Origin of the sequence: Candidatus Methylomirabilis sp. (genome assembly GCA_036000645.1) — a bacterium.
Classification (GTDB): domain Bacteria; phylum Methylomirabilota; class Methylomirabilia; order Methylomirabilales; family JACPAU01; genus JACPAU01.
Genome location: DASYVA010000063.1, coordinates 1 through 20708, shown reverse-complemented (window position 1 = coordinate 20708; position 20708 = coordinate 1). Strand labels below are relative to the sequence as shown.

The following is a 20708-nucleotide window of genomic DNA, read 5'->3' as shown; positions in this document are numbered from 1 at the left end:
CCCTGCGCCTTGGCGACCATCGGGAAGCCAAGCGCCGCCGCCCCCCCTGCAGCCACCGCGGCGGCCTTGAGGACGTCGCGCCGTGAGACACCTTGGGGCCTTTCCTGCCGGTCTGCCATGCGATCGCTCATGCCACCTCCTCCTCTCGGGTGAAGCCGAAGACCCGGGGGGCGGGGTATCTCTCCCCCCTGGGATCCCACGGCGGGTTCGCTCCCCCAGACCTCCCCGGGCCCCGCGCGGGCCTCAGCACAGGGAGGAGCAAGGGGCCGGTCCTATCGGATCAATCGGAAGCCTGGGGATGGGACACCGACTGCATGCCCTGGTGCTCTTGTCGGTCGCAGGGAGAAACGCCCCGGAACGGGCTGCTCCTCTATCACTCACTATCAGGGCCTGGCCCGTGCAAGCGGCACTACTATTGAGACATGGAGGGCACTTGTCAAGTCTTTTTCATACACTTCCGGACACCAATAGCCCCGATTTTCGTCCTGCGGAAAGCCCGGATCGTGGGCGGGCGCCCCCACACACGCTATTCTGAATCGGAAGGGGTTTCGCCGGGGCTGTAGCCCACCAGCCAGCCGAGCCAAATCACTCCGGCTGTCATGGCGAGGAGGACGAAGGCGCTGGTGAGCCGGGACAGCGTCGAGAAAAACGTGAGCGTGCCGCTGGAAAGGCCGGTCAGGGCGAGCCCGACCACGGGCAGGACCGGCAGGCCGCAGCCCATGACGCTGCAGGCCCCCGTGGAGAAGCCGAGCACGCTCGTCATCGCCCCGGCCACGCCTCCGTACCGGGCCGCATTCGCGCCCCATCCGCAGGCCTTCACCTGCTCGCGGCGGGTGAACCACAGGGCGAAGTAGGCCCCAAACAGGAGACCGGTGAGGAGGAACCGCCCGAGGGACGGCACGTCGATGATAAACCCCCATTCCACGCCCTCGATGGGGTTCTCGGAGATGAACCAAGCGAGGGCCATGTTGGAGACGAAGGACAGCTTTTTGGCGAGGGTGTCCGTGTTCGAAGCGAGGTACTCGGGCAGCCGGCTGAGCCACGGGTTGAAGGTAAAGAGATCCACTGGCTTGCGCGCGAGCGAGAGGACGAGGACCGGTAGGACCAGGTTGAGCAGGAAGACGCCGAGCGTCACGCCCCAGAACATCTTCGGGCGCGCCCTGACGCCGGCCGCAATCCCCTTCACCGTTCTCGTGATCGGACGCAGGCGTGCGCCACCCACCTGCCCCTCCGACGTCCCGGACGAGGTTGTCGCACCCGGCCTCATCCGCGGATGGTCTTCATGACGTCCTCATTGGTGAATGCGCTCTTCGGCGCGCCTTCGAAGATGATCTCCCCCCGGTCGATGGCGTAGAGCCGGTCGGCCACCCGGGAGGCCGTCATCAGGTTGGACTCCGCGATCAACACGGAGATCCCCATCTCCTTGATCTTCTTCACCGCGTCGATGAACCGGATCACGACCACCGGCGCCAGGCCTTCGAAGGGCTCGTCCAGGAGGAGGATCTTCGGCGACAGCGCCATGGCCCGGGCGATGGCCACCATCTTCTTCTGCCCCCCGCTCAGGTGCAGGCCCCGCCGCTGCAGGAAGTCCCGCACCTCCGGGAAGACGGCGAAAATGTGCGCCTCCGCATCTTCGTCCGGCGAGGCTGAGCCCCCCTGCCGGGAGGCGCCGGCCAACTGCCGACTGATCTGAAAATTCTCGGCCACCGTGAGGTCCGGGAAGATGCCGGCGTCCTCCGGCGCGTAGCCGATCCCGAGCCGGGCGCGCTCGTGGGCGGGCAGGCGGCTGATGTCCCGCCCCTGGAACGTGATCGTCCCCCCGCGCATGGGGAGGAGGCCCATGATGCTCTCGATGGTGGTCGTCTTCCCCGCTCCGTTGCGGCCGACCAGGCAGACCGCTTCAGCCGCCTGGACGCCCAGGGAGATTCCCCGGAGGACGTGCGCCGTCCCGCGGTAGGTGTGGATCTGATCCAGCCGGAGCATCGGGGCCGGTCCTCCTGCGCGCGGCGTTCAGCGGGCCGGCGTGCTGCCGAGAAGGGTGATCGTCACGGTCTCGTTCAGCCGGATTTGTTCTGGGGTTCCATCGGCGAGGATGGTTCCCTGGTGCATGACGACGATGCGATCCGAGTACTTGAAGACCACATCCATATCGTGCTCGATGATGACGGGGGTGATCTTCCCGGACCGCACGACCGCCGTGATCGTGTCCATGATGGGCGCCTTCTCCCGGGTGCTGACCCCGCTGGTCGGCTCGTCCAGGAAGAGGAGCCGCGGACGGAGCGCGTAGGCGACCGCGACGTCGAGGAGCTTCCGCTCGCCCTGGGCCAAGCCGCCGGCGAGCATGGCAGCCTTGCCCTCGAGGCCGAAGACGTGGAGCACCTCGATGGCCTCCTCCCGGACGGCCTCGTCCCGGTCGGCGAGGGCCATGAGCCGCCGGGTCTTTCCTTCCCGGGAGAAGATGCTCAGGGCGACGTTGTCGAGCGTCGTGAGCTGGTCGAAGAGGTTGACGAGCTGGAAACTCCGCGCGATCCCCGCCCGGATCCGGTCGTAGACGGGCAGGGAGGTCACATCGGCCCCGTCGAAGAGGATCCGGCCGGCGTCGGGGCGAATCAGGCCGCTGATCAGGTTCACCAGGGTCGTCTTGCCCGCCCCGTTGGAGCCGATCAGGGCCAGGACCTCGCCGGCGTCTACGGCGAAATCCACCCCGTCCACCGCGCGGGTTTCGCCGAAGTGCTTCTTCAGCCGCTGGGTCGCGAGCAGGTTCACGTCAGGAGGTCCTCCGGAGGCGGAGGCGCAGTTGGCTCAGCGTCCCCACGATCCCCGCGGGCATGGTGAGCACCAGCACCACGAGGACGACGCCAAGGACGAGCTGCCAGTAGACCGTGTAGCCCACGGCGTAGGTCTTCAGGTAGTTGAACACGACCGCGCCGATGATCGGGCCGCTGAATGTCCGGAACCCGCCGAGGACGGTGAAAAAGACGATCTCGCCGGAGAAGGGCCAGTACAGGATGTCCGGGGTGGTGAGGCCGTTGAGGGGCACCCAGAGGGCGCCCGCGAGGCCGGTGAAGGTGCCCGAGACCAGGAAGGCCACCAACCGGTACCGGCGGACCTGGACCCCCACGAACTCGGCCCGGGTCTCGTTGTCCCGGATCGCCTGAAGGGCCTTGCCGAATGGGGAGTGCACGATGACCCACATCACCGCCACGCACAGGAAGAAGACCACGAGGACGTAGTAGTAGTACCGGTAGGACAGGAAGGCGACCTTTGCCTCCGCAGGCCCGGCCAGCTCGCGGACCATCCCGCCGAGGAGCCTGGGCGTGGGGACGCGCAGGCCGTCGGTTCCCCCCGTGACCCAGAAAAACTTGAACGCGAGGCTCCAGAGGACCTGGGAGAGCGCCAGGGTGAGGATCGAGAAGAAGATCCGCGTGTAGCGCACGCAGATGTAACCGAACAGGGCGGTCACGACCGCGGTGGCCGCCACCCCGCCGAGCAGGAACAGTTCCATGGACGTGATGTGCAGGTACTTCACCATGAACGCAACGGCGTAGGCCCCCACGCCGAAGTAGGCGGAGTGCCCGAAGGAGAGAAGCCCGGTGTAGCCCAGGAGGAGGTTGAAGCCGAGGGCGGCAATGGCGCTGATGAGACCGTAGGAGAGGAGGATCGTGTCGTAGGGGGCGGCCACGTAGGGGATCACGAGCATCAGGAGCGCGACTGGCGCCGCGTAGGCGAGCGCCCGCCATGGGGAAAGCGCACCGGCGAGCAGCGGGCTGCGGGTCATGGCCTGCCGAAGAGCCCGGCGGGGCGCACCAGGAGGACCGCCGCCGCGATGAGGTAAAGGATGGCCAGCTCGATCTCGGCGAAGTAGGTGATCCCCAGCGTGCGGACGAACCCCACGATGATGGACCCGACCAGGGCCCCTTCGAGGCTCCCGAGCCCGCCGATGACGACCACGACGAAGGCGAGGATCAGGGCGTCCACCCCCATTCCCAGGACGGCCCCCGAAATCGGCGAGATGATGGCCCCCCCGAGCCCCGCCATGAAGCACCCGAGCGTAAAGGCCTGCACGTACACGCGTTTCACGTTGACGCCGAGGGCGGACGCCATGCGCCTATCCTGCGACGTGGCCCGCAGGATGACACCGAAGTTCGTCTTGTAGACGAAGGCCCAGAGGAAGCCGGCGGCGAGGAATCCCACCCCGATGACCAGTAAATTGTAGTTGGGATAGGTGGAGCCCAAGATCGACGAGCTCCCCAATACATCCGACAGAATCCCCGGCGACAGGGGGTAGGGGCCCCAGAGGAGGTGCATCGCATCCTCGAGGATGAGCAGGAGCCCGAAGGTAATCAGGAGCTGGTATTCTTCCGGGCGCTGGTAGAGGGGCCTGAGGAGGGTTGGCTCCAGGACGGCCCCTAGTGCTGCCGCGGCGAAGGCTCCGGCGGGCAGGAGGAGATACAGGGCGCCCGCGGGGAGATGGCCGGCGGCCAGCCCCACGGCCCACGCGGTCACATAGGCTCCGATGGCGAAGAGGTTGCCGTGGGCCAGGTTGACGATGCGCATGACCCCGTAGATCAGCGTGAGCCCCGAGGCAATCAGGAAGAGGGTCGAGGCGTAGAAGAGGGAATTCAGCACCTGAACGGCAAAGGTATCCATGGCGCTGGAGCTTGCCCCAAAAGGGGGGTGCGGTCAAGCCCCTCCGGGGCACGGCGCGGCGGCCGAGCCTCGGGGGACGGCCCGCCCGTTACCCCTTCACCAGGTATGACACCGTCTTCACCGCCGGGGTGAGGGCATTCTCGTTGGTATAGACCGCCATCAGGATCGTGTATGGCCCCGGCATCCAGCCGGTGACGCTCACGGCGAAGGTCCCCTCGGAGGAGAGCGGAGCCGTGCCGGCGTGCCGGACGGTCCCATCCGGGCCGAGGGCGATGAAGCGGAGAATGGACTCGACCGGATATCCCCTGGCGTCCGACCCTGAGGTCAGGGCTTCCCGGACCAACGTGTAGGTCCGCTGCGCCCGGACCGCCTTCTCGATCTCGGCCGAGACCTGCAGGCCGCCCTGGCGCTCCTCCACGTTGGAGATAAAAGCCCTGGGAGGGAGCGCATACCGGTCGAACGCCCCGACCCCGAGGGGATAGCTCAGGTCGCGGACCACCTGGAGGACCGCCGCGTCACCCGACCATGCTGCCAACCGGTAGGGCCCGTTCGTGAGGAGGAAGTGGCCGTGGGCCTGGTAGAACCGCTTGAGCGCGGTCCAACGCTGTTGCGCTTCGCTCTCTCCCGCGAACTCTTTCAGGGCATCAGGCGTGTACGCTCGGCGTTCCAGCTCTTCCAGCAGTGAGGCCAGGTGGGGGAGAAGCCCTTTCCCCCTGACCAGGTCCAGCCACTCTACCCCCCGGCGCTTGGCCTCCTCCTGAGAAAAGGTAGCCATCCCACGGATGACGGCCTCCTCCATGAGTGCCAGGAGATGCCAGGGAAGCGTGCTCCAGGGGGGGATGATCATGGTCTCGTGCTCGAGGGAGGGAGAGGTGGAGCCCAAGTAGACGTCGATGATCAGGATCTCCCGCATGACCTTGATTTCGCCGAACTCCTTGACCTCCCGCTCGGTGCGCACCACCCGAATCCCCGCCAGCCGCTCCCGCAGGAGGGCCGTGGCGGCGGCGACGGAGGGGTCGTACGCGAGCGGGTCCTGGGAGTCCCTGACGCTCCAGCGGTAGGCGAAGATGAGGGGATAGAGGACGTCGGCCAGGCCCATGCGGGTGCCGTCGTGAAACGGGGAGAGGACAACACGGTAGCGGATCGCCGCGCTGGCGGTCTTCCCGTCGCCCACCTTCCGGAGCCGCCCCGTCCCGGGCTCCGGGAGCAGGGCGTCCCCGGGGATCTTCGTACGGTCCGACGCTGCGTCCACGCTTACGACGGTGACGCGGTTGGGGATCCACCGGCCGGCGTAGGGCGTCGGGAAGGCGGCCGGATCCCCGACGGTGGACCAGACCATCCTCCCGGCCGGGTCGGTGAATCCGGCGACGGGGTTCCACGCGGCCTGGGGCTCGAGCGCAACGCCGACCCTGAGCCACCCGTTCCAGGGGAAGTCCTTCAGCTTGACCGTCCGGGGAAACATGGGGGACAGGAATCCGGCGTGGGAGTCCTGGGCGATGTTCTCCACCCCGGCGGAGAAGTCCGAGTTGAAGTAGGTGCGCTTGAGGGTGTAGCCGATCGTGACCCGCTTGCACCCGCGGGTGAGAAGCCCGGCCAGGGTTCGCTCGAGGGTGAGCCGTTCCTCGGCCGAGTCGGTGGTCCCGTGGATCAGGCGCCGGTAGGCGGCCTCGACCTCGGCTCGCTGGGTTGGGTCGGTGACGCGCTCGCCCATGAGGAGGTACGCGTGGAACCATCCCTCCTTGAGCCAGGGGGGGCCGAGCCAGCCGCTCAGGCTGACCCTGTGGGGGGCCAGCAGGGCGTCGAGATCCACCTCCTCGAGGGTGGCATCCCACCCTTCCCCCTCGGCCCGCCACCGGGAGCCCACGAGGGCCTTGGCCAGCTTCCCCTTCGCCCGCACCCGCACCGCCGGGGGTACCGTGCGCTGGTCCGGAGACGGGGCGCCCCGGGATTCCCGATTGGCCGCTTCGGCAAGGTCGAAATGGTGGAGGTAGTCCGGGTGGTAGGGGGTCACGGGGTACGGGTGAAGGACAAACTCCCCATGCGCTCCGGCTAGCGCCTGGAGGATCTTCCGCGAAATGGCGCACCGGCTCGCCCGGGGGCGAGCCGATTCCGAGGCGGGGTTGAAGGTCAACACCACAAATGACCCGAAGGACTCGGCATGGCTCACGTTCGCGGGGATGCCTCCCCGTCCAAACGGATCATCCCCGATGTAGGCGTGGAGCGAATTCTTCTGGAGAAGCGCCCCTGCTGCGGCGGGGTCCATCGCTTCGATCCGGATCTCCTGGGGGTAGAAGGCGGGATAGTAGGACAGCTCGTGCCCCGCATCAGCCGGGCGGATCGCCAGGACGGAGATGGGAAGGAGAGCGATGATGAGCCCCCAGCCCCCCCGGAGGAGGCGGCCTCGGCGAGAGGCCGGGGTGGGGTGATTGACGTCCGGCATTCGATGGGGAGGACTCACCTGAGGAAAGTAACCCGCCGGCCGCGGGGTGGGAAGGGGGCAATGCCCCCTTCCCCGAGCCCCGCAGTGTGCTGGACTGAACCGGGGTTCACCCGGCTGGGAGGGGAGATCCCGGCCTAGGCGGAAACCTTGGGCCAGGTCTTGTCGATCCACGTGTACGTTGCAGTCGGTTCCTTGCCGTACTTGTCGCCCCACCCCGGAGGCGCGGTGATGTTCCGGATCGGGATGCTGATCATCCGCTTGGCATCGAGGATCTGGAACGGGTAGTCGGGGGAGTTGACGCTGAACCCCGTCACCGCATCCTTGTAGCCCTGGTGGTTGTCGGGGCGGATGTAAAGGTAGCCGGCCGGCCCCGGATACATCTGGCCCTCGAGCATGGCGATGATCGCCTCATCGTCCGGCCAGCCGCCCATCAGCCTGTTGGCCTTCTCGACGGCGGTCTTCAGCAGGTACAGGGTGGTGTAGGCCCCCTCGGACTGGAAGTTCGGGTACTCGTTCCACCGCTTGTGGTACTTGGCCACGAATTCGGTGTTAAGCGGCCACCGGTTTCCCGGCGGGTTGGTGAAGTAGTAGTTGGAGTGGATCCCCCCGATGACTCCCTCGGGGTGCTCTTTCCCGATCGCGTGGGGTGCCACACCGAAGGCGATCATGCTGGTGAACTTCATCTTCTTGAAGAGGTCATACCGGAGGGCCTGCTTGTACATCGCGACGTAGTCGCCGCCCCAGACGGAGGAGACGAGCAGGTCCGGCTTGGCCGAGATCGCCTTTGTGATGTGCGGGGTGAAGTCCGTGGTGCCCAGCTTCGGCCACCCCTCCGAGACCACCTGCGTGCCGGGTACGAGTTTCTCGATGGCGATCTTGAAGTGGTCAAAGGCGTTCCGGCCGTAGGAGTAGTCGGGGTGGATGTGGGCGATCTTCCGGACCTCCGGCCAGTTCATGGCGGTGGCGACCGCAGCCGTCACCCCGTCGGCCGACTGCATGTTGGTGATCCGGAAGATGTAGTGGGGGTGCGGCACGGCCTTGTCGAACAGGAAGTCCGTGCAGCCGTCCACGAAGATGGTCAGGAGCTTCAGCTCCTCCGCGACCGGGCCGAGCGCCGGCGTGTTGCCGCTCGAGATGACCCCCGTGAAGAGGTCGATCTGCTCGGACAGCTTCATCCGGCGCATCTCTTTCACGTTCGCGTCGGTGCCGGCCGCCTCGTCGGCCTTCACGGTCTCGATCTTCCGCTTGCCGAGGAGGCCACCCTCGGCGTTGATCTCTTCGGCAGCCAGAATATGCCCCTTGTAGGAGGGTTCCCCTAGCACCGCCGCCGCCCCGGTGAAGAAGGTCATGTGCCCGATCTTGTAGGGCTTGTCGGGGATCGTCCCCTTGGGGGGTTCTGCCGCCTCCGCCTTCTGCGCGGCGGTCACGGGGGCCACCGCCGCCCCGAGGGCGGCGCTCCCGACAGTCACGCCCAGATTCTTGAGAAATTCCCGCCGTGTCGGTTGTTCAGCCATGTCCTCTCCTCCTCCCAGTGATACCGTCCTGTTCTCTCGGGCCTTGACGAGCGTTTGGAAGCGCTCAGGAGTGCGGGCGTCGTCTCGTCCGCGGATCCTCCGGGTGGGGGACGTGCCGGGTGTCGGCGTTCCGGGGCCTCGCGCGGCGCGGACAGAGGCGCCTCCCCAATCGGCCCGCTCGCGCGCTTCTTTGACGTGGGATGGTCTCCGGGGCCGCAGCCATCCTCCACAATGCCCCGGGCATGGCAAGGATAGCCCTACTACATAGAAACGACCCGGCCTTGTCAAGTGCTTATTCTGGCACCCCCGCTCCCGGCCCCCCCGGTGCCCTTGACGCCTGTGCACCCTCGCGCCGATAATGGCCCGCCGCCGCCGGGCCAGCGGCGATGTGGAGAAGCCGGCCTCGGGAGTATTGCGCAGAAGCGCTGCGGACGCCCCGGGAGGACGCCGATGCACAAGGGACCGCGGCGGCGGGGAGGCTGGCTATGGGCCGGGTGGTTCCTCCTCCTGGCCGCGCTGACCTACTCCCCCTGGGTCGCTCCCCGCGGCCGCCACACCCCGTTCCTCCTCGGCCTGCCCTTTACCCTCTTCTGGTGGTTCCTCCTCACCCTGGCGTTGCTGCTCAGCCTCTACGTCTTCGTCGCCACCTACTGGCGGGAGGGGGAGCGGTGAGCGGCACGGCCATCATCCTGGTCGAGCTCCTCGTCTACCTCCTTGCCGTCCTTTACCTGGGCTACCGGGGCTGGCGCGCCCAGGGCCCCGGCCTGGCCGAGTTCTTCGTGGCCGGGCGCACGCTCGGCCCCATGGTGGGGTTCCTCACCTGGAGCGCTACCCTCTTCTCCGCGTTCACCCTGGTGGGGCTGCCGGGATTCTTCTATATCCACGGGATCGGGAGCTGGCCCTTCATCGCGTTCGCCGACACCTTCATGGGGATCTTTTTCTATGTTATCGGCCGGCGCCTCTGGCGGCTCAGCCGGGAGCGAAACCTGGTGACGCCCGTGGAGCTCCTGACGGTTCATTATCGGAGCCCGGCGCTGGGCCTGGTGGCCGTGGCCGTGAGCGTCCTCTTCCTTCTCCCCTACCTGGCCATCCAGATGATCGGGGTCGGGCGCCTGCTCGAGGGAGCCACGGGCGGCGCCATCCCCTACCTCGGGGGGACGATCCTCCTCCTGGTTGTCACGGTCGTCTACTCGGAGCTCGGCGGGATGCGGGCCGTGGCCTGGACGGACGCCCTGCAGGGGAGCCTGTTCTTCGTGGTGTTCTACGTCACGGCAGCCGTCTTCGTCGTCCGGGAGTGGGGGAGCCTCGGCGCGCTCTTCCAGGCGGTGGCGGAGCAGCAGCCGGCCCTCCTCTCCGTCCCCGGCCCCCGGGGCTACTTCACCCACGCCACGCTCATCTCCCTGTTCATCCTCATCGTGGGGATGCCCCTGACCCAGCCGCAGCTGGCCATCCGCTTCTTCGTGGCCCGATCCGAGCGGACGCTCCGCCTGATGACCGTGGCCAGCGCGACCTTCGCCACCCTGGTCGTGATCCCTGCCCTCCTCATCGGGCTGGGCGGCGCGGCCCGGTTCCCGGATCTCGCGTCGGGCGACCTCGTCCTCCCGACCATCGTGAGCCGGACGATGGGCCCCTTCCTGGCCGGCCTCGTGGTCTGCGCCGTGGTCGCCTCCGCCATGTCCACGGTGGACTCCCAGGTCCTCGTCCTGGGTTCCCTCCTGGCGAAGGACGGCTACGCTCCCGTGAGCGGAGAGCGGGACGAGGCCCGCCTCCTGCGGGTGGCTCGCCTGACCATGCTGGTTTGTATGGTGGCGGCGTTCCTCATCGCCCTGCGCCCGGTCCCCCTCATCATCCAGCTCTCCCTCCTCTCCTTCGCGGGGACCCTCCAGCTCGCCCCCGCCTACCTGGGAGCCCTTTTCTGGCCGTGGGCGACCCGGAGCGGGGCCATCGCCAGCGTTCTTGCCGGCGTCACCACGCTGGGCCTCGGTCAGTGGGTCCTCCCGGCCGCTTGGCTCCTGGGGTTCCATCCCGGGGTCTGGGGCCTGGCGGCGGGACTCCTCGTCCTCGTGCTGGGAAGCCTCCGGTCGTCGGGTGGACGGGAAGCGGCGCGCACGCCCTGACTGCGCGCGGGCGGCCGGGTGCACCTGCTTGACAGAAGCAATCTTTTCGGATAGTGCTGGCGCAGCGCGGGATGGGCTCGTGAGAAGCCGCCCGCTTTCCCCTAGAATCCTGCCCCCTCCACCGGGCGGAGCGGAGGACGCGTGGAGCCGGAGATCAATTGCCGGCTGACCCGCTCGATCCTCACGTACCTGGACCGGCAGAAGGAGGGCCAGGGCCGCCAGCGGTTTCTGGAGGCCCTGGGGATCCCTGCCGCCCACCTCGCTGACGAGAACAACTGGGTCTCGTACGACTTCTACCAGAAGGCCCTCCGGACCGCCTGCGAGGTCCTGAACGACCCGGACGCCCCCTTCAAGATCGGCCAGCACGCCATCAGCAAGGAGAGCATCGGCGCCGCCTATGTCCTGATCCGGAGCCTGGGGACCCCCCTGGGTGTCTACCGGCGCGGCCGGGATGTGTATTCCCGCTTCAGTAAGGTCAGCGACATCACCATCCGGAACCCCCAGCCCGGGTCCCTGACCGTCATCAACCAGATGCGCCCCGGCTACCCGCCCGACCCGGCGGTCTGCCGGGTGCGGGCCGGCATGTACGCGGCCGTCCCCGCCATCTTCCGCCTCCCCGCAGCGGCCGTCCGGGAGGAGGCCTGCCAGTGCCGGGGGGCCAGCATCTGTGTCTACCGGGTCGAGTGGGACGAGAGCGCCACGGGAAAGCTGGCCGTCTGGGGCAGCGCCCTCGGGGCATTCTCCGGCCTTTTCCTCTTCCTGGCCCTCCACGTCCGGGCGCCGGAGTTGAGCCTGGTGGCCAAGGGGAGCCTGGCCCTCTTCCCCCTCCTCCTGGGCTTCACGCTGGGGCGGCTCCAGGACCTCAACCGGAACCTCAGCGTCAACTACGATGTCGTGCTCGACCTGCACCGGGAAATCGAGGACGCCATGAAGCTCCTCGAGCAGAAGTACGGGGAGCTGCGGGCGGCCCATCAGGAGCTGGAGGCCTCGTACCGGATCATCGACCGCCGGGCCTCGGAGCTCTCGACTCTCTTCAAGGCCAGCCTGGCGCTCGGCGCCACGCTCGACCTCGACCGGCTCGTGGATGCGGTCCTGCACCTGGCCGCAATGGAGCTGGGCTATGACCGGGCCATGGTGTTGCTCTACGACCCGGAGCGGCGCGTGCTGTCCCGCGGGCGGATCCGGGGGGCATCCCCCGAGGTGGCCCGGCGGGTGGAGGCGCTGGAGATCGCGGTGGACCGGGAGCCGGGGGCCCACGCGATGGTGGTGGCCACGGGCGAGCCGGTGCTCGTGGAGGATATCCGGGAGGCGGGGGTCCCGTTCAACCGGACCATCGTGGACGCCCTGGAGACCGAGGGTTTCCTGGTGGTCCCCCTGAAGGCCCAGGACCGCATCGTGGGGACGTTGGCCGTGGACAACCTCCGGAGCGAGCGCCGCCTGACCAAGGACGACGAGCGCCTGCTCATGACCCTGGGGGCGCAGGCCGCCCTGGCCATCGCCAACGCGGCTTCGTATCGGCTCGCCGAGGAGCTGAACCTGACGCTCGAGGCGAAGGTCCGGCGGCGGACAGAGGAACTGGAAGCCTCCTTCGCCAAGCTCCAGGAGCTGGACCGGCTCAAGTCCGAGTTCCTCTCCAACGTTTCCCACGAGCTCCGGACGCCGCTGAACGCGATCAAGGGGTCCATTGACAACCTGCTGGACGGCGCGGCCGGGCCGCTCAAGGGGGAGCAGCGGACCGCCCTCGCGCGGGCGAAGGGGAGTGCGGATCGGCTGGCCCGTCTGGTCAACGACCTGCTCGATCTGGCCCGAATCGAGGCGGGCAAGGTGGAGCTCGCCCGCAGGCCGGTCCGGCTGCGGGAGGCGGTGGCGGAGGCGCTGGATGCCGCCCGCCCCCTGGGTGAGGAGCGGCGCCTCCGCCTCGATTTCCCGCTCCCGGCTGAGGAGGTGGTGGTCTCGGCCGACCGGGATCGGCTCCACCAGGTCCTGATGAACCTGCTGAGCAACGCCATCAAGTTCAGCCCTCCCGAGGGACGGGTCTGGGTGGAGGTCGCCCGGGAGGAAGGAGGGCTGGTCCGCACGGACGTCTGGGACGAGGGGGAGGGGATCCCCGAAGAGGACCAGGAGCGGATCTTCGAGAAGTTCCACCAGGTCTCTCCGGGCCCCGGGGGGAAGCGGGCCGGGTCCGGCCTGGGCCTGGCCATCGCCAAGAGCCTGATCGAGCTGCAGGGGGGTCGGATCTGGGTCCAGAGCAGCCCGGGGCGGGGGAGCAGGTTCTCCTTCACCCTCCCGGCGATGCCGGGAGCCTGAGGGTCTGAGGGGATCATGCGGAGTGGACGCGTCCTCATCGTGGACGACGATGTGGACAACCGGGAGACGCTGCGGGACCGCCTCCGCCTTCTGGGGTTCGAGGCGGGGACGGCGGGCTCGGGGCGGGAGGCCCTGGCCCAACTCCCCGACTTCGACCCGACCCTCATCCTGCTGGACCTCCAGATGCCGGAGATGGGCGGGGTCGAGTTCCTCCGGGCCATCCGGGGCCAGGGAGTCACGACCCCGGTCATCGTGGTGACGGCCTACGGGAGCGTGGAGAACGCGGTCCAGGCGATGCGGGAGGGGGCCTACGACTTCATCACCAAGCCCTATGACCCGGCGCACCTCGAGGTGGTCATTGACCGGGCGCTGGACCGGGAGCGGCTGCACCGGCAGACCCGGCTGCTGCAGGCGCAGATCGAGGCCCAGCACGGTCCCCTCGTGGGGGACGCCCCGGCGATGCGCCAGGTTCTCGCCCTGGCCCGGCAGGTGGCGGACTCGTCGGCGACCGTCCTCCTGGTGGGGGAGAGCGGGACCGGCAAGGAGATGGTCGCCCGCCAGATCCACCAGTGGGGTCCGCGGCGCTCCCGCCCGTTCCTGGCCCTGAATTGCGCCGCGCTCTCCGAGGCCTTGATGGAGAGCGAGCTCTTCGGTCACGTTCGAGGGGCCTTCACCGGAGCCGTCGCCCACAAGAAGGGCCTCTTCGAGGAGGCGCAGGGAGGGACCCTTTTCCTGGATGAGGTGGGGGACACCCCGCTCCCGATTCAGGGCAAGCTGCTCCGGGTTCTGCAGGACCGGGAGATTCGGCCCGTGGGTAGCACGCGCAGCACCCGGATCGACGTCCGCCTGATGGCGGCCACGAACCGGGAGCTGGGAAAGCTGGTGGCCGACGGGAAGTTCCGGGAGGACCTCTACTTCCGCCTGAACGTGGTGGGCCTGTCCCTCCCGCCACTCCGGGAGCGCCCGGAGGACATGACTCCCCTCGTCAAGCACTTCCTCGAGCGCTTCGCCCGCGAGATGAAGCGGCCGGTGCCCCGCCTGGCGGCAGAGGCGGAGGCTCTCCTGGTCCGGTACCACTGGCCCGGGAACGTTCGGGAGCTCCAGAACTTGATGGAGCGAGCGGTGGTTCTCACCCGAGGAGATCGGATCGAGCCGGCGGTCCTGGCGCCTGCCCTCCAGGCCCAACCCACCGGGGACGCCCTTCCCCTCCACCTGCCGTTCCACGATGGCGTGAAGGCATTCAAGCGACAGATCCTGCGCCACGCCCTGGAGCGGACAGCCGGGAACCAGACCCGTGCCGCCCGCCTGCTGGGACTGCAGCCGACCTACTTCTTCCGCCTGATGCGTACGCTCGGTCTGAAGCCCCCAAAGTCCGCCTGATCTGACATAAGCTTACTATTATATTATATGCAGTTATGATATATTCTCTAATGTAGATTATCGCTATATTGATCCGCGGAAAACGGGAACGCCCCGAGGGCTGCTCGGGGCGTTCCCGGGGGTATGCGCTGGTTCGACTCAGCGCCGCTCGTGATCTCGGCGCGGTCGCAGTTCCGCTTCAGGCTCCCCACGGCCCTGGGGCGGTACCTCCCCCGTCCCGTCGCAGGTGGGACAGGGGAGTACTCCCCGGCCCTGGCAGGTGTCGCAGGCGCTGACACCGCCCCCCGTCTCCCAGTCCCCCCCCTCGCCCCGGCATTCGGGGCAGCGGATGACCTGGTCGCCACTGCAGGTGGGGCAGAGAGGCATCGCGGACCTCCGCAAGGCCTTTATCTTACCGGCGGGGGGAGGCCGGCGCAAGGCGGGGAACGGAAGAGGGACGTGAGATCTTCCGGCGGCTGGCGGCTTCTGCCGACGTGGCGGTGGAGAACTTCCGCCCCGACGTGATGGACACCCTGAGGCTGGGACCGGAGGTCCTCCGAGCGGTGAACCCCCGGCTCATTTATTGCAACATCTCCGGGTTTGGCCGGGATGGCCCCTACCGGGCCCGGCGGAGAACGAGTTCGGGCGGAATGGAGGCCGGACGCGGCCCTCGGGCCCGCGGAGGCGAGGATGAGCAAACGGCGTGCGTGCGGGCTGGTTACGGCAGGAATCCTCGGGGCGGTCCTTCTGACGGGGCCGGCCACCCCCGAGGAGCCCTGCGGTGCTGTCTACCCCCACATCAAGGACAGCCAGCTCAAGGTGGCAGTGGTCGCCCAGACCCCGGAGCGGTTCCAGGCGAGGCTCCGGAACACCGATCCGTCCATCACGGCCAAGAACACGACCGTCCTGGTGACCTTCTGGAATGCTGCCAACCAGCCCATCGAGAGCAGCTGCGTGCGCCTCGGGGATGTCCGGCCCGGCCAGGAGGCGGACTTCGAGGTGACCCTGCCGGGCGGGACCGCCCGGATCAGCGCCGGGGCCCAATCCACCTGGGACCGCTGACGGGCCGAGTCCTCCGCCGAGCCTTCCCCCCACCGGATGCAGCCATCTGCGCCACGCGTCACCCGCCCTCATCACTCGCCCCGCTTCCTTCCCCCCTCGCGTGCTGGCAGGGCACGGCGCTGCACCGGATGCGTCCTCGCCCGTCCCCGCGGGAGGCGGACCGGATCGTCCTGGGAGTAGGGGACCCCGGCGCGCAGGGCATCCTCCGCCTTCTGCAGCTCCCGCCCCAGGTAGGCCGCGTGCGCGAGGGTTCCGGGGAGGCGCCGCTGGAGGATGGCCTGGCAGAGGCCGGCCGCGTCCCGACCCAAGAAGCGCCGGGTGAGCGTCCCATCGCGCCGGTAGTGCTCGCAGCAGATGCGGCCGTCCGGCGTCGGGGCCAGGATGACAAAGTAGCCGGCCGGATCCAGGCCGTGGTCACGGGGGGTGAGGGTGGGCGCCTGGACTGTCGCGCCCCGGGGGACGTGCCGGTCCCCTCTCGCCCGGCGCCGGGGGATTCGCCCCACCTCGCGCAGGATTCGGTCTACCCGGCGGGTGGAGCCAAGGTCCATCAGCCTGACGCGGCACCGCACGAGGGCGATCGACCAGGGGTTCAGGTTTCGCAGGGGGGCAAGCCTCGGGAGGCCCCGGATGCGTCCGGTAGGAGTCAGCCCGGCTCCCCAGAACCGGCGGAGCGCTTCCCGGGCCGGCACCCCCCTCGGATCCCTGCCGCAGACCAGGAGGCTCTGGATGGCGGGCCGGGCGGCCAGGTTGGCCACCAGCCGCTCCAGGCCGCGGGGGATGCTCAGGAGGGGGCCGACAAGCCCCACGGCCGGGCCCACGGCTCGGGAGAGCCGCGCGGCCGGCGCCAGTCGGGCCGGGAGCTCCCGCTCGGCGAGGGTACAGATGGCCACCCAGCCCTGGGCGGCGCCGTCCTGGACCGCAGCCGCCGCGGCAAGCCCGCCCCCCGGAGGATGCCACCTGGCCATCGATCGCCCACCAGGCTTTCCCGACCCGACCAGAACGACTTGTTATTCTAGGGAGGGCATGGTATGAAAACAAGCGGCTGTCGTCCAGCGGCGTCGGGAGGGATCCCGGCCTCTATGGCCAGCGACCCGGACCAACTTCGACTGCCCGACCGCATCCCGCCCGGTGCCCGACCCCGGAGGCTGACCCGCCCCCCTCGCTCCCCGGCCGGCCCCCCGCCCATTCTCGTGCGCCCCATCTCCCCGCTGTCGTCCCTGCCTGAGCTGCCCCGCCCGGGGGACCCTGGGGTCCCGCAGGCCCGAGGAAAAAAATCGTGTCGCACCCCCACAATCTTGTTGAAGGGCACCGGGGATTCTGCTATAGACACACACTCGAATACCCATGGATCGGAGGCCGCGGCAACCGCGCGGGGAGGTGCCGATGCTCGAGACGCCGACGTGCTACACGCTGGCGGTCGGTGCGGCTGAAGGGGAGACCGAGCTGAACGCGTTCGACAACGCCCTGCTTCAGGCCGGGATCGGCAACGTCAACCTGGTCAAGGTCAGCAGTATCCTGCCCCCGAAGGCCGCCTTCTGCCCGGAGGTCGTGTTGCCGCCGGGAGCCCTGGTCCCCACCGCGTACGCCAGCATCAGCGGCGACACGCCCGGTGAGCGGCTGGCTGCCGCCGTCGGGGTCGGGCTCTCGCGGGACGGCTTCGGCGTCATCATGGAGTTCCACGGCCACTGCGGGAAGGAGGAGGCGGAGCAGCGGGTGGAGGAGATGCTGCAGGCGGCCTTCGAGCGGCGGCGGCTGGCGCTGACGGAGATGCGGATCCGGGCGGTGGAGCATACCGTGGGCCGCCTGGGAACGGTGGTGGCGGCCGTCGTCCTCTGGTACGAGGGAGGGAACGGGGGGCGGCCGTGATGGAGTTCTGGTTCACGGAGCGCCAGACGGCCGATCTGAGCCTGAGCTTCCGGGTGAAGGAGAGCCTCTGGGTCGAGCAGACCCCCTACCAGCGGCTGGCCATCCTGGACACCATCCAGTACGGGCGGATGCTGGTCCTGGACGGGGCGATCCAGACGACCGAGGTGGACGAGCACATCTACCACGAGATGCTGACCCATGTCCCCCTGTTGATCCATCCGCGGCCCCGGCGGGTCCTGGTGGTGGGAGGCGGGGATGGAGGGACCGTCCGGGAGGCGCTGAAGCATTCCGAGGTCGAGCTGGTCGAGCTGGTCGAGATTGACGAGCGGGTGATCGCCGCGGCCAAGCGGTTCCTGCCGAGCATCTCCTGTGCCCTGGAAGATCCGCGGGCGCGGGTCATCGTGGGGGATGGTGTCGCGCACGTGGCCTCCGCCCAGGGCGCCTACGATGTCATCCTGGTGGACTCCACGGACCCCGTCGGGCCGGCCATTGCCCTCTTCGAGGAGCCCTTCTTCGCCAGCCTCCACCGGGCCCTGAAGCCGGACGGCCTGTTCGCCGCCCAGACCAAGGCCCCCTACCTGGACGGGGCCCTGATCGGCCAGATCCACCAGTGGGTCGCCAAGCGGTTCCCGGTGACCTCCCTCTACACGGCTGCCGTCCCCACCTACCCGACGGGGCTCTGGTCGTTCATGCTGGGAAGCAAGCGCCACCCTCACGACCGGCCGGACGAGACCCGGGCCAAGGCCCTGGAGACCAAGCACTACACCCCCCAGGTCCACCGGGCCGCCTTTGCTCTTCCCCGTGCCGTGGAGGAGGCCCTGGAGCGGGGCCGGAGCGCCGTGCCGTGAGCGGCCGCTTCCTGGGATGCCGGGAGGCGGAGGCGGGCGCCCGGGCGGTCCTCCTCGGGCTGCCCCTCGATGCCACGGGGTGCGGGCGGGCCGGCGTGAAGGACGGCCCGGCGGCGGTCCGGCAGGCCTCCCAGTTCCTGGAGGAGTATAGCCTCCCACTCCGGGCGGATTTCCGGGACGTGGGGGTCTATGATGCCCTCGACCTCCCTCTACCGCCCGGCAACCTGCAGGGGGCACTCAAGGCGATCGAGGACGAGGCGGGGCAAATCCTGGGGGCCGGGTTAGGGCTGCTCGCCCTGGGCGGCGAGCACCTGGTCACCCTCCCCCTGGTCCGGGCGGTGGCAGCCCGGTACCCGGATCTCCGGATCCTTCACCTCGATGCGCACGCGGACCTGGCGGATCAGTACGGGGGGGAGCCGCTCACCCACGCCACCGTGATGCGCCGCGTGGCGGAACGGGTGGGCCCCGGGAAGCTCATCCAGGCGGGGATTCGATCAGGGACGCCGGAGGAGGCGGCCTTCGCGGAGGCGAACACCCTCTGGCTCGACCCCAGGACGCCCGCCGGGTTGGACTCCACCCGGCGCGCCCTCTCGGGCCATCCAGTTTATCTCACCATCGATATTGATGTTCTCGACCCCGGCTTCGCGCCGGGCGTGAGCTGTCCGGAGCCGGCCGGCTGGACGACGGGGGAAGCGTTCGCGGTGCTGGGCGCCCTGGCCGACCTCAACGTGGTCGCCCTCGATCTCGTGGAGGTCTGCCCGCCCGCTGACGCCGGCGCAGCCACGGCGGTGGCTGCGGCCAGGATCCTTCGAGACGCCGGAATCCTCTTCTTTCACCCCTAGCTCCTGCCCTTCTCGCCCCGCTCCTCCTCCAGCAGGTATTCCAGGATCAGGTCATCGAGGGAGGCCGGGCCCTCCCGGTCATATCGCCCCGTCCGGACGGTCTGGATGACCTTCTCGTGCTGGCGCCGCATGAGGGCGCCGATCTCCTTGCTCGAATCCCGCCGGGCCAAGAGGTCAGCGTAGCCCGTCTTGACGCGGTGGAGGATCGTCCCCGCGTGATACAGCAGGGTGAGGAGGTAGGGGTTCTCCGCCCCCAGGTCCTCGGTCTGGACGTGGTAGGTCTTGTTCCGGTACTGGACGTCGGTGTTCAGGCCCGGCAACATCGTGCCCCACGATACCATCCCCTTCCGGGAGGGACAAGGGCGGCGTGGCGGGGGCCTTCCTTGGCCGGGTTTTTGCACATGCGATGTCGTCTGGTCGCATTCCGGCCGCGACGGAAGGCGGCCCTAGACGGCGGGGCTGTCCGGAGAGGGAAAGAACCAGATGGGACTGAACGGTCGGCTGGAGGAGCTCGGGCTTCCGGACGTCTTCCAGATCCTGCACCTGAGCAAGAAGTCCGGGCGTCTGGTCCTCACCCGGCGGGAGGGGGCCGGGATGATCATCTTCCGGGAGGGGCAGATCATCTACGCCGCCTCCGACTCCGTCCGCGATACGCTGGGGAACATCCTGGTCTCCCAGAAGGCGCTCACGGAGGAACAGCTCACCGCGGGGCTGGAGGAGCACTACACCGGCGCGGAGGGAAAGCGCCTGGGGACGATCCTGGTGGAGCGGGGATGGATCACCCAGGAGGTCCTCGAGCGGGCGGTCCGCCAGCAGATCGAGCGCGTCATCCACGAGTTCCTGACCTGGGAGACCGGCTTCTTCCGATTCGACCCGCTGGAGCTGGCCGACGAGGGCGAGGTCACGGTGGATGTCCAGGATTTCCTCCTCCGCCACGGCGTCAACCCCGAGAATATCCTCCTGGACGGGCTGAAGCTGCTGGGGGAGCGTCGCAAGGCGGGAGGGAGCCGCCCCGCCCCCGAGGCGGCGGCCCCGGCGAAGGGGGGATCCCCCGGAGTGAACCTCACCAGCCTGAAGCGCCTCCTCCTGGAGATGCGTTCCCCCGCCTTCACGGGGGAGGTGAGCCTCATGATCCTCCGCTACGCCGCCCAGCATCTGCGTCGGGGGGTGCTCCTGATGGTCCGGCGGGACGCGCTGACCGGGCTCAGCCAGTTCGGGCTCAGCCTCCCCGAGGGATCGCCCGACGAGCGGATCCGGGACCTCCGAATCCCCCTGGATGGCCCGAGCGTCTTCAAGGACGTGGTCGAGTCGCAGGCCTCCTTCGTGGGGTCCCTCCCGCGGAAGAAGCCCAACGAGCAGTTTCTCAAGCAGATCGGCGGCTTGATCCCCGTGGACGCCCTGGTGGTCCCGATGCTGGTCAACGGTCGTGTGGCCGTCGTCCTCTACGGGGACAATGCCCCGGATGCGCGCCCCGTCGGGCCTCCCGACAGCCTGGAGGTCCTCATGGCCCAGGCCGGCCTGGCGATGGAGAAGAACCTGCTGGAGCGCAAGATCGAGGCCGCCCCGCCGGCGCGGTAGGTCCCATTCCCGCAGCTCCCGCCCGTTTCCCTCTGCTGTGAGCGGCTCTTACCGGACCAGGTAGGTTTTGATGAGGCGGGTTCCGCACCGATCCAGCTGAACCTGGACCGTGCGGGGCGCCGGAT

The 20708-nt window shown here is 68.8% G+C and carries 18 protein-coding genes and 1 pseudogene; 10 read left to right on the top strand and 9 right to left on the bottom strand.

Annotation, left to right across the window (positions count from 1 at the left end; genetic code table 11):
- Nucleotides 1-526: 526 nt before the first annotated feature.
- From VGT06_03965 to VGT06_03935, 7 genes are all read right to left on the bottom strand, one after another.
- Nucleotides 527-1222 (bottom strand): hypothetical protein, encoded by a 696-nt coding sequence (locus tag VGT06_03965; protein HEV8662288.1) that lies wholly within the window; start codon nt 1220-1222, stop codon nt 527-529.
- Nucleotides 1223-1263: 41 nt separating this feature from the next.
- Nucleotides 1264-1983, bottom strand: coding sequence for an ABC transporter ATP-binding protein (locus VGT06_03960; GenBank protein HEV8662287.1), 720 nt, complete (start codon nt 1981-1983; stop codon nt 1264-1266).
- Nucleotides 1984-2010: 27 nt separating this feature from the next.
- Complete coding sequence (locus VGT06_03955) at nt 2011-2766, bottom strand: ABC transporter ATP-binding protein (GenBank protein HEV8662286.1); 756 nt, start codon at nt 2764-2766, stop codon at nt 2011-2013.
- Between the two features lies 1 nt (nt 2767).
- Nucleotides 2768-3778, bottom strand: a complete 1011-nt coding sequence (locus VGT06_03950; GenBank protein ID HEV8662285.1) for a branched-chain amino acid ABC transporter permease — start codon at nt 3776-3778, stop codon at nt 2768-2770.
- A complete protein-coding gene (locus VGT06_03945) occupies nt 3775-4650 on the bottom strand; it encodes a branched-chain amino acid ABC transporter permease (GenBank protein HEV8662284.1) in 876 nt (291 codons plus the stop codon). The genes VGT06_03950 and VGT06_03945 overlap by 4 nt, the downstream gene beginning before the upstream one ends.
- An 88-nt stretch (nt 4651-4738) precedes the next feature.
- Entirely contained in the window at nt 4739-7090 is a 2352-nt protein-coding gene (locus VGT06_03940) for a hypothetical protein (protein ID HEV8662283.1), read from the bottom strand.
- Between the two features lie 134 nt (nt 7091-7224).
- A complete protein-coding gene (locus VGT06_03935) occupies nt 7225-8604 on the bottom strand; it encodes an ABC transporter substrate-binding protein (protein HEV8662282.1) in 1380 nt (459 codons plus the stop codon).
- 450 nt (nt 8605-9054) lie between these two features.
- On the opposite strand from VGT06_03935, the gene VGT06_03930 reads away from it, so the two are divergent.
- The 6 genes and pseudogenes from VGT06_03930 (at nt 9055) to VGT06_03905 (ending at nt 15449) form a co-directional block, all read left to right on the top strand.
- Nucleotides 9055-9276, top strand: coding sequence for a hypothetical protein (locus tag VGT06_03930; protein ID HEV8662281.1), 222 nt, complete (start codon nt 9055-9057; stop codon nt 9274-9276).
- Nucleotides 9273-10721, top strand: coding sequence for a sodium:solute symporter family protein (locus VGT06_03925; GenBank protein HEV8662280.1), 1449 nt, complete (start codon nt 9273-9275; stop codon nt 10719-10721). The genes VGT06_03930 and VGT06_03925 overlap by 4 nt, the downstream gene beginning before the upstream one ends.
- Before the next feature lie 141 nt (nt 10722-10862).
- Nucleotides 10863-13028: an ATP-binding protein gene (locus VGT06_03920; protein HEV8662279.1), complete on the top strand. Its 2166-nt coding sequence runs from the start codon at nt 10863-10865 to the stop codon at nt 13026-13028.
- Nucleotides 13029-13043: 15 nt separating this feature from the next.
- A complete protein-coding gene (locus VGT06_03915) occupies nt 13044-14408 on the top strand; it encodes a sigma-54 dependent transcriptional regulator (protein HEV8662278.1) in 1365 nt (454 codons plus the stop codon).
- 434 nt (nt 14409-14842) lie between these two features.
- Nucleotides 14843-15007: pseudogene (locus tag VGT06_03910) on the top strand (CoA transferase).
- 70 nt (nt 15008-15077) lie between these two features.
- Entirely contained in the window at nt 15078-15449 is a 372-nt protein-coding gene (locus VGT06_03905) for a hypothetical protein (GenBank protein HEV8662277.1), read from the top strand.
- Nucleotides 15450-15520: 71 nt separating this feature from the next.
- On the opposite strand, the gene VGT06_03900 is transcribed toward VGT06_03905, so the two are convergent.
- Complete coding sequence (locus tag VGT06_03900; GenBank protein HEV8662276.1) at nt 15521-16414, bottom strand: DUF4346 domain-containing protein; 894 nt, start codon at nt 16412-16414, stop codon at nt 15521-15523.
- A 418-nt stretch (nt 16415-16832) separates the two neighbouring features.
- On the opposite strand from VGT06_03900, the gene VGT06_03895 reads away from it, so the two are divergent.
- Genes VGT06_03895 through speB form a run of 3 tightly spaced genes read left to right on the top strand, consistent with a single transcriptional unit; the run spans nt 16833 to nt 19005 of the window.
- On the top strand, nt 16833-17315 hold the full coding sequence (locus VGT06_03895; protein ID HEV8662275.1) for an arginine decarboxylase, pyruvoyl-dependent: 483 nt from the start codon (nt 16833-16835) through the stop codon (nt 17313-17315).
- On the top strand, nt 17315-18163 hold the full coding sequence (gene speE, locus VGT06_03890; protein ID HEV8662274.1) for a polyamine aminopropyltransferase: 849 nt from the start codon (nt 17315-17317) through the stop codon (nt 18161-18163). Before VGT06_03895 ends, speE begins: the two co-directional genes overlap by 1 nt.
- Nucleotides 18160-19005 carry an agmatinase gene (gene speB / locus VGT06_03885; GenBank protein ID HEV8662273.1) on the top strand — a complete coding sequence of 282 codons (846 nt, stop codon included), beginning with the start codon at nt 18160-18162 and terminating at the stop codon, nt 19003-19005. Before speE ends, speB begins: the two co-directional genes overlap by 4 nt.
- On the opposite strand, the gene VGT06_03880 is transcribed toward speB, so the two are convergent.
- Entirely contained in the window at nt 19002-19346 is a 345-nt protein-coding gene (locus VGT06_03880) for a hypothetical protein (GenBank protein HEV8662272.1), read from the bottom strand. The genes speB and VGT06_03880 overlap by 4 nt on opposite strands.
- A 142-nt stretch (nt 19347-19488) precedes the next feature.
- Between VGT06_03880 and VGT06_03875 the strand changes: the two genes are divergently transcribed.
- Nucleotides 19489-20583: a DUF4388 domain-containing protein gene (locus tag VGT06_03875; protein ID HEV8662271.1), complete on the top strand. Its 1095-nt coding sequence runs from the start codon at nt 19489-19491 to the stop codon at nt 20581-20583.
- Nucleotides 20584-20708: the final 125 nt, after the last annotated feature.

Bases quoted from the DNA above. Each gene is read 5' to 3' on its own strand.
- VGT06_03960 (HEV8662287.1), bottom strand. From the start codon at position 1,983: ATGCTCCGGCTGGATCAGATCCACACCTACCGCGGGACGGCGCACGTC.
- VGT06_03950 (HEV8662285.1), bottom strand. From the start codon at position 3,778: ATGACCCGCAGCCCGCTGCTCGCCGGTGCGCTTTCCCCATGGCGGGCG.
- VGT06_03945 (HEV8662284.1), bottom strand. From the start codon at position 4,650: ATGGATACCTTTGCCGTTCAGGTGCTGAATTCCCTCTTCTACGCCTCG.
- VGT06_03940 (HEV8662283.1), bottom strand. From the start codon at position 7,090: ATGCCGGACGTCAATCACCCCACCCCGGCCTCTCGCCGAGGCCGCCTC.
- VGT06_03935 (HEV8662282.1), bottom strand. From the start codon at position 8,604: ATGGCTGAACAACCGACACGGCGGGAATTTCTCAAGAATCTGGGCGTG.
- VGT06_03930 (HEV8662281.1), top strand. From the start codon at position 9,055: ATGCACAAGGGACCGCGGCGGCGGGGAGGCTGGCTATGGGCCGGGTGG.
- VGT06_03915 (HEV8662278.1), top strand. From the start codon at position 13,044: ATGCGGAGTGGACGCGTCCTCATCGTGGACGACGATGTGGACAACCGG.
- VGT06_03905 (HEV8662277.1), top strand. From the start codon at position 15,078: ATGAGCAAACGGCGTGCGTGCGGGCTGGTTACGGCAGGAATCCTCGGG.
- VGT06_03900 (HEV8662276.1), bottom strand. From the start codon at position 16,414: ATGGCCAGGTGGCATCCTCCGGGGGGCGGGCTTGCCGCGGCGGCTGCG.
- VGT06_03895 (HEV8662275.1), top strand. From the start codon at position 16,833: ATGCTCGAGACGCCGACGTGCTACACGCTGGCGGTCGGTGCGGCTGAA.
- speE (HEV8662274.1), top strand. From the start codon at position 17,315: ATGGAGTTCTGGTTCACGGAGCGCCAGACGGCCGATCTGAGCCTGAGC.
- VGT06_03880 (HEV8662272.1), bottom strand. From the start codon at position 19,346: ATGGTATCGTGGGGCACGATGTTGCCGGGCCTGAACACCGACGTCCAG.
- VGT06_03875 (HEV8662271.1), top strand. From the start codon at position 19,489: ATGGGACTGAACGGTCGGCTGGAGGAGCTCGGGCTTCCGGACGTCTTC.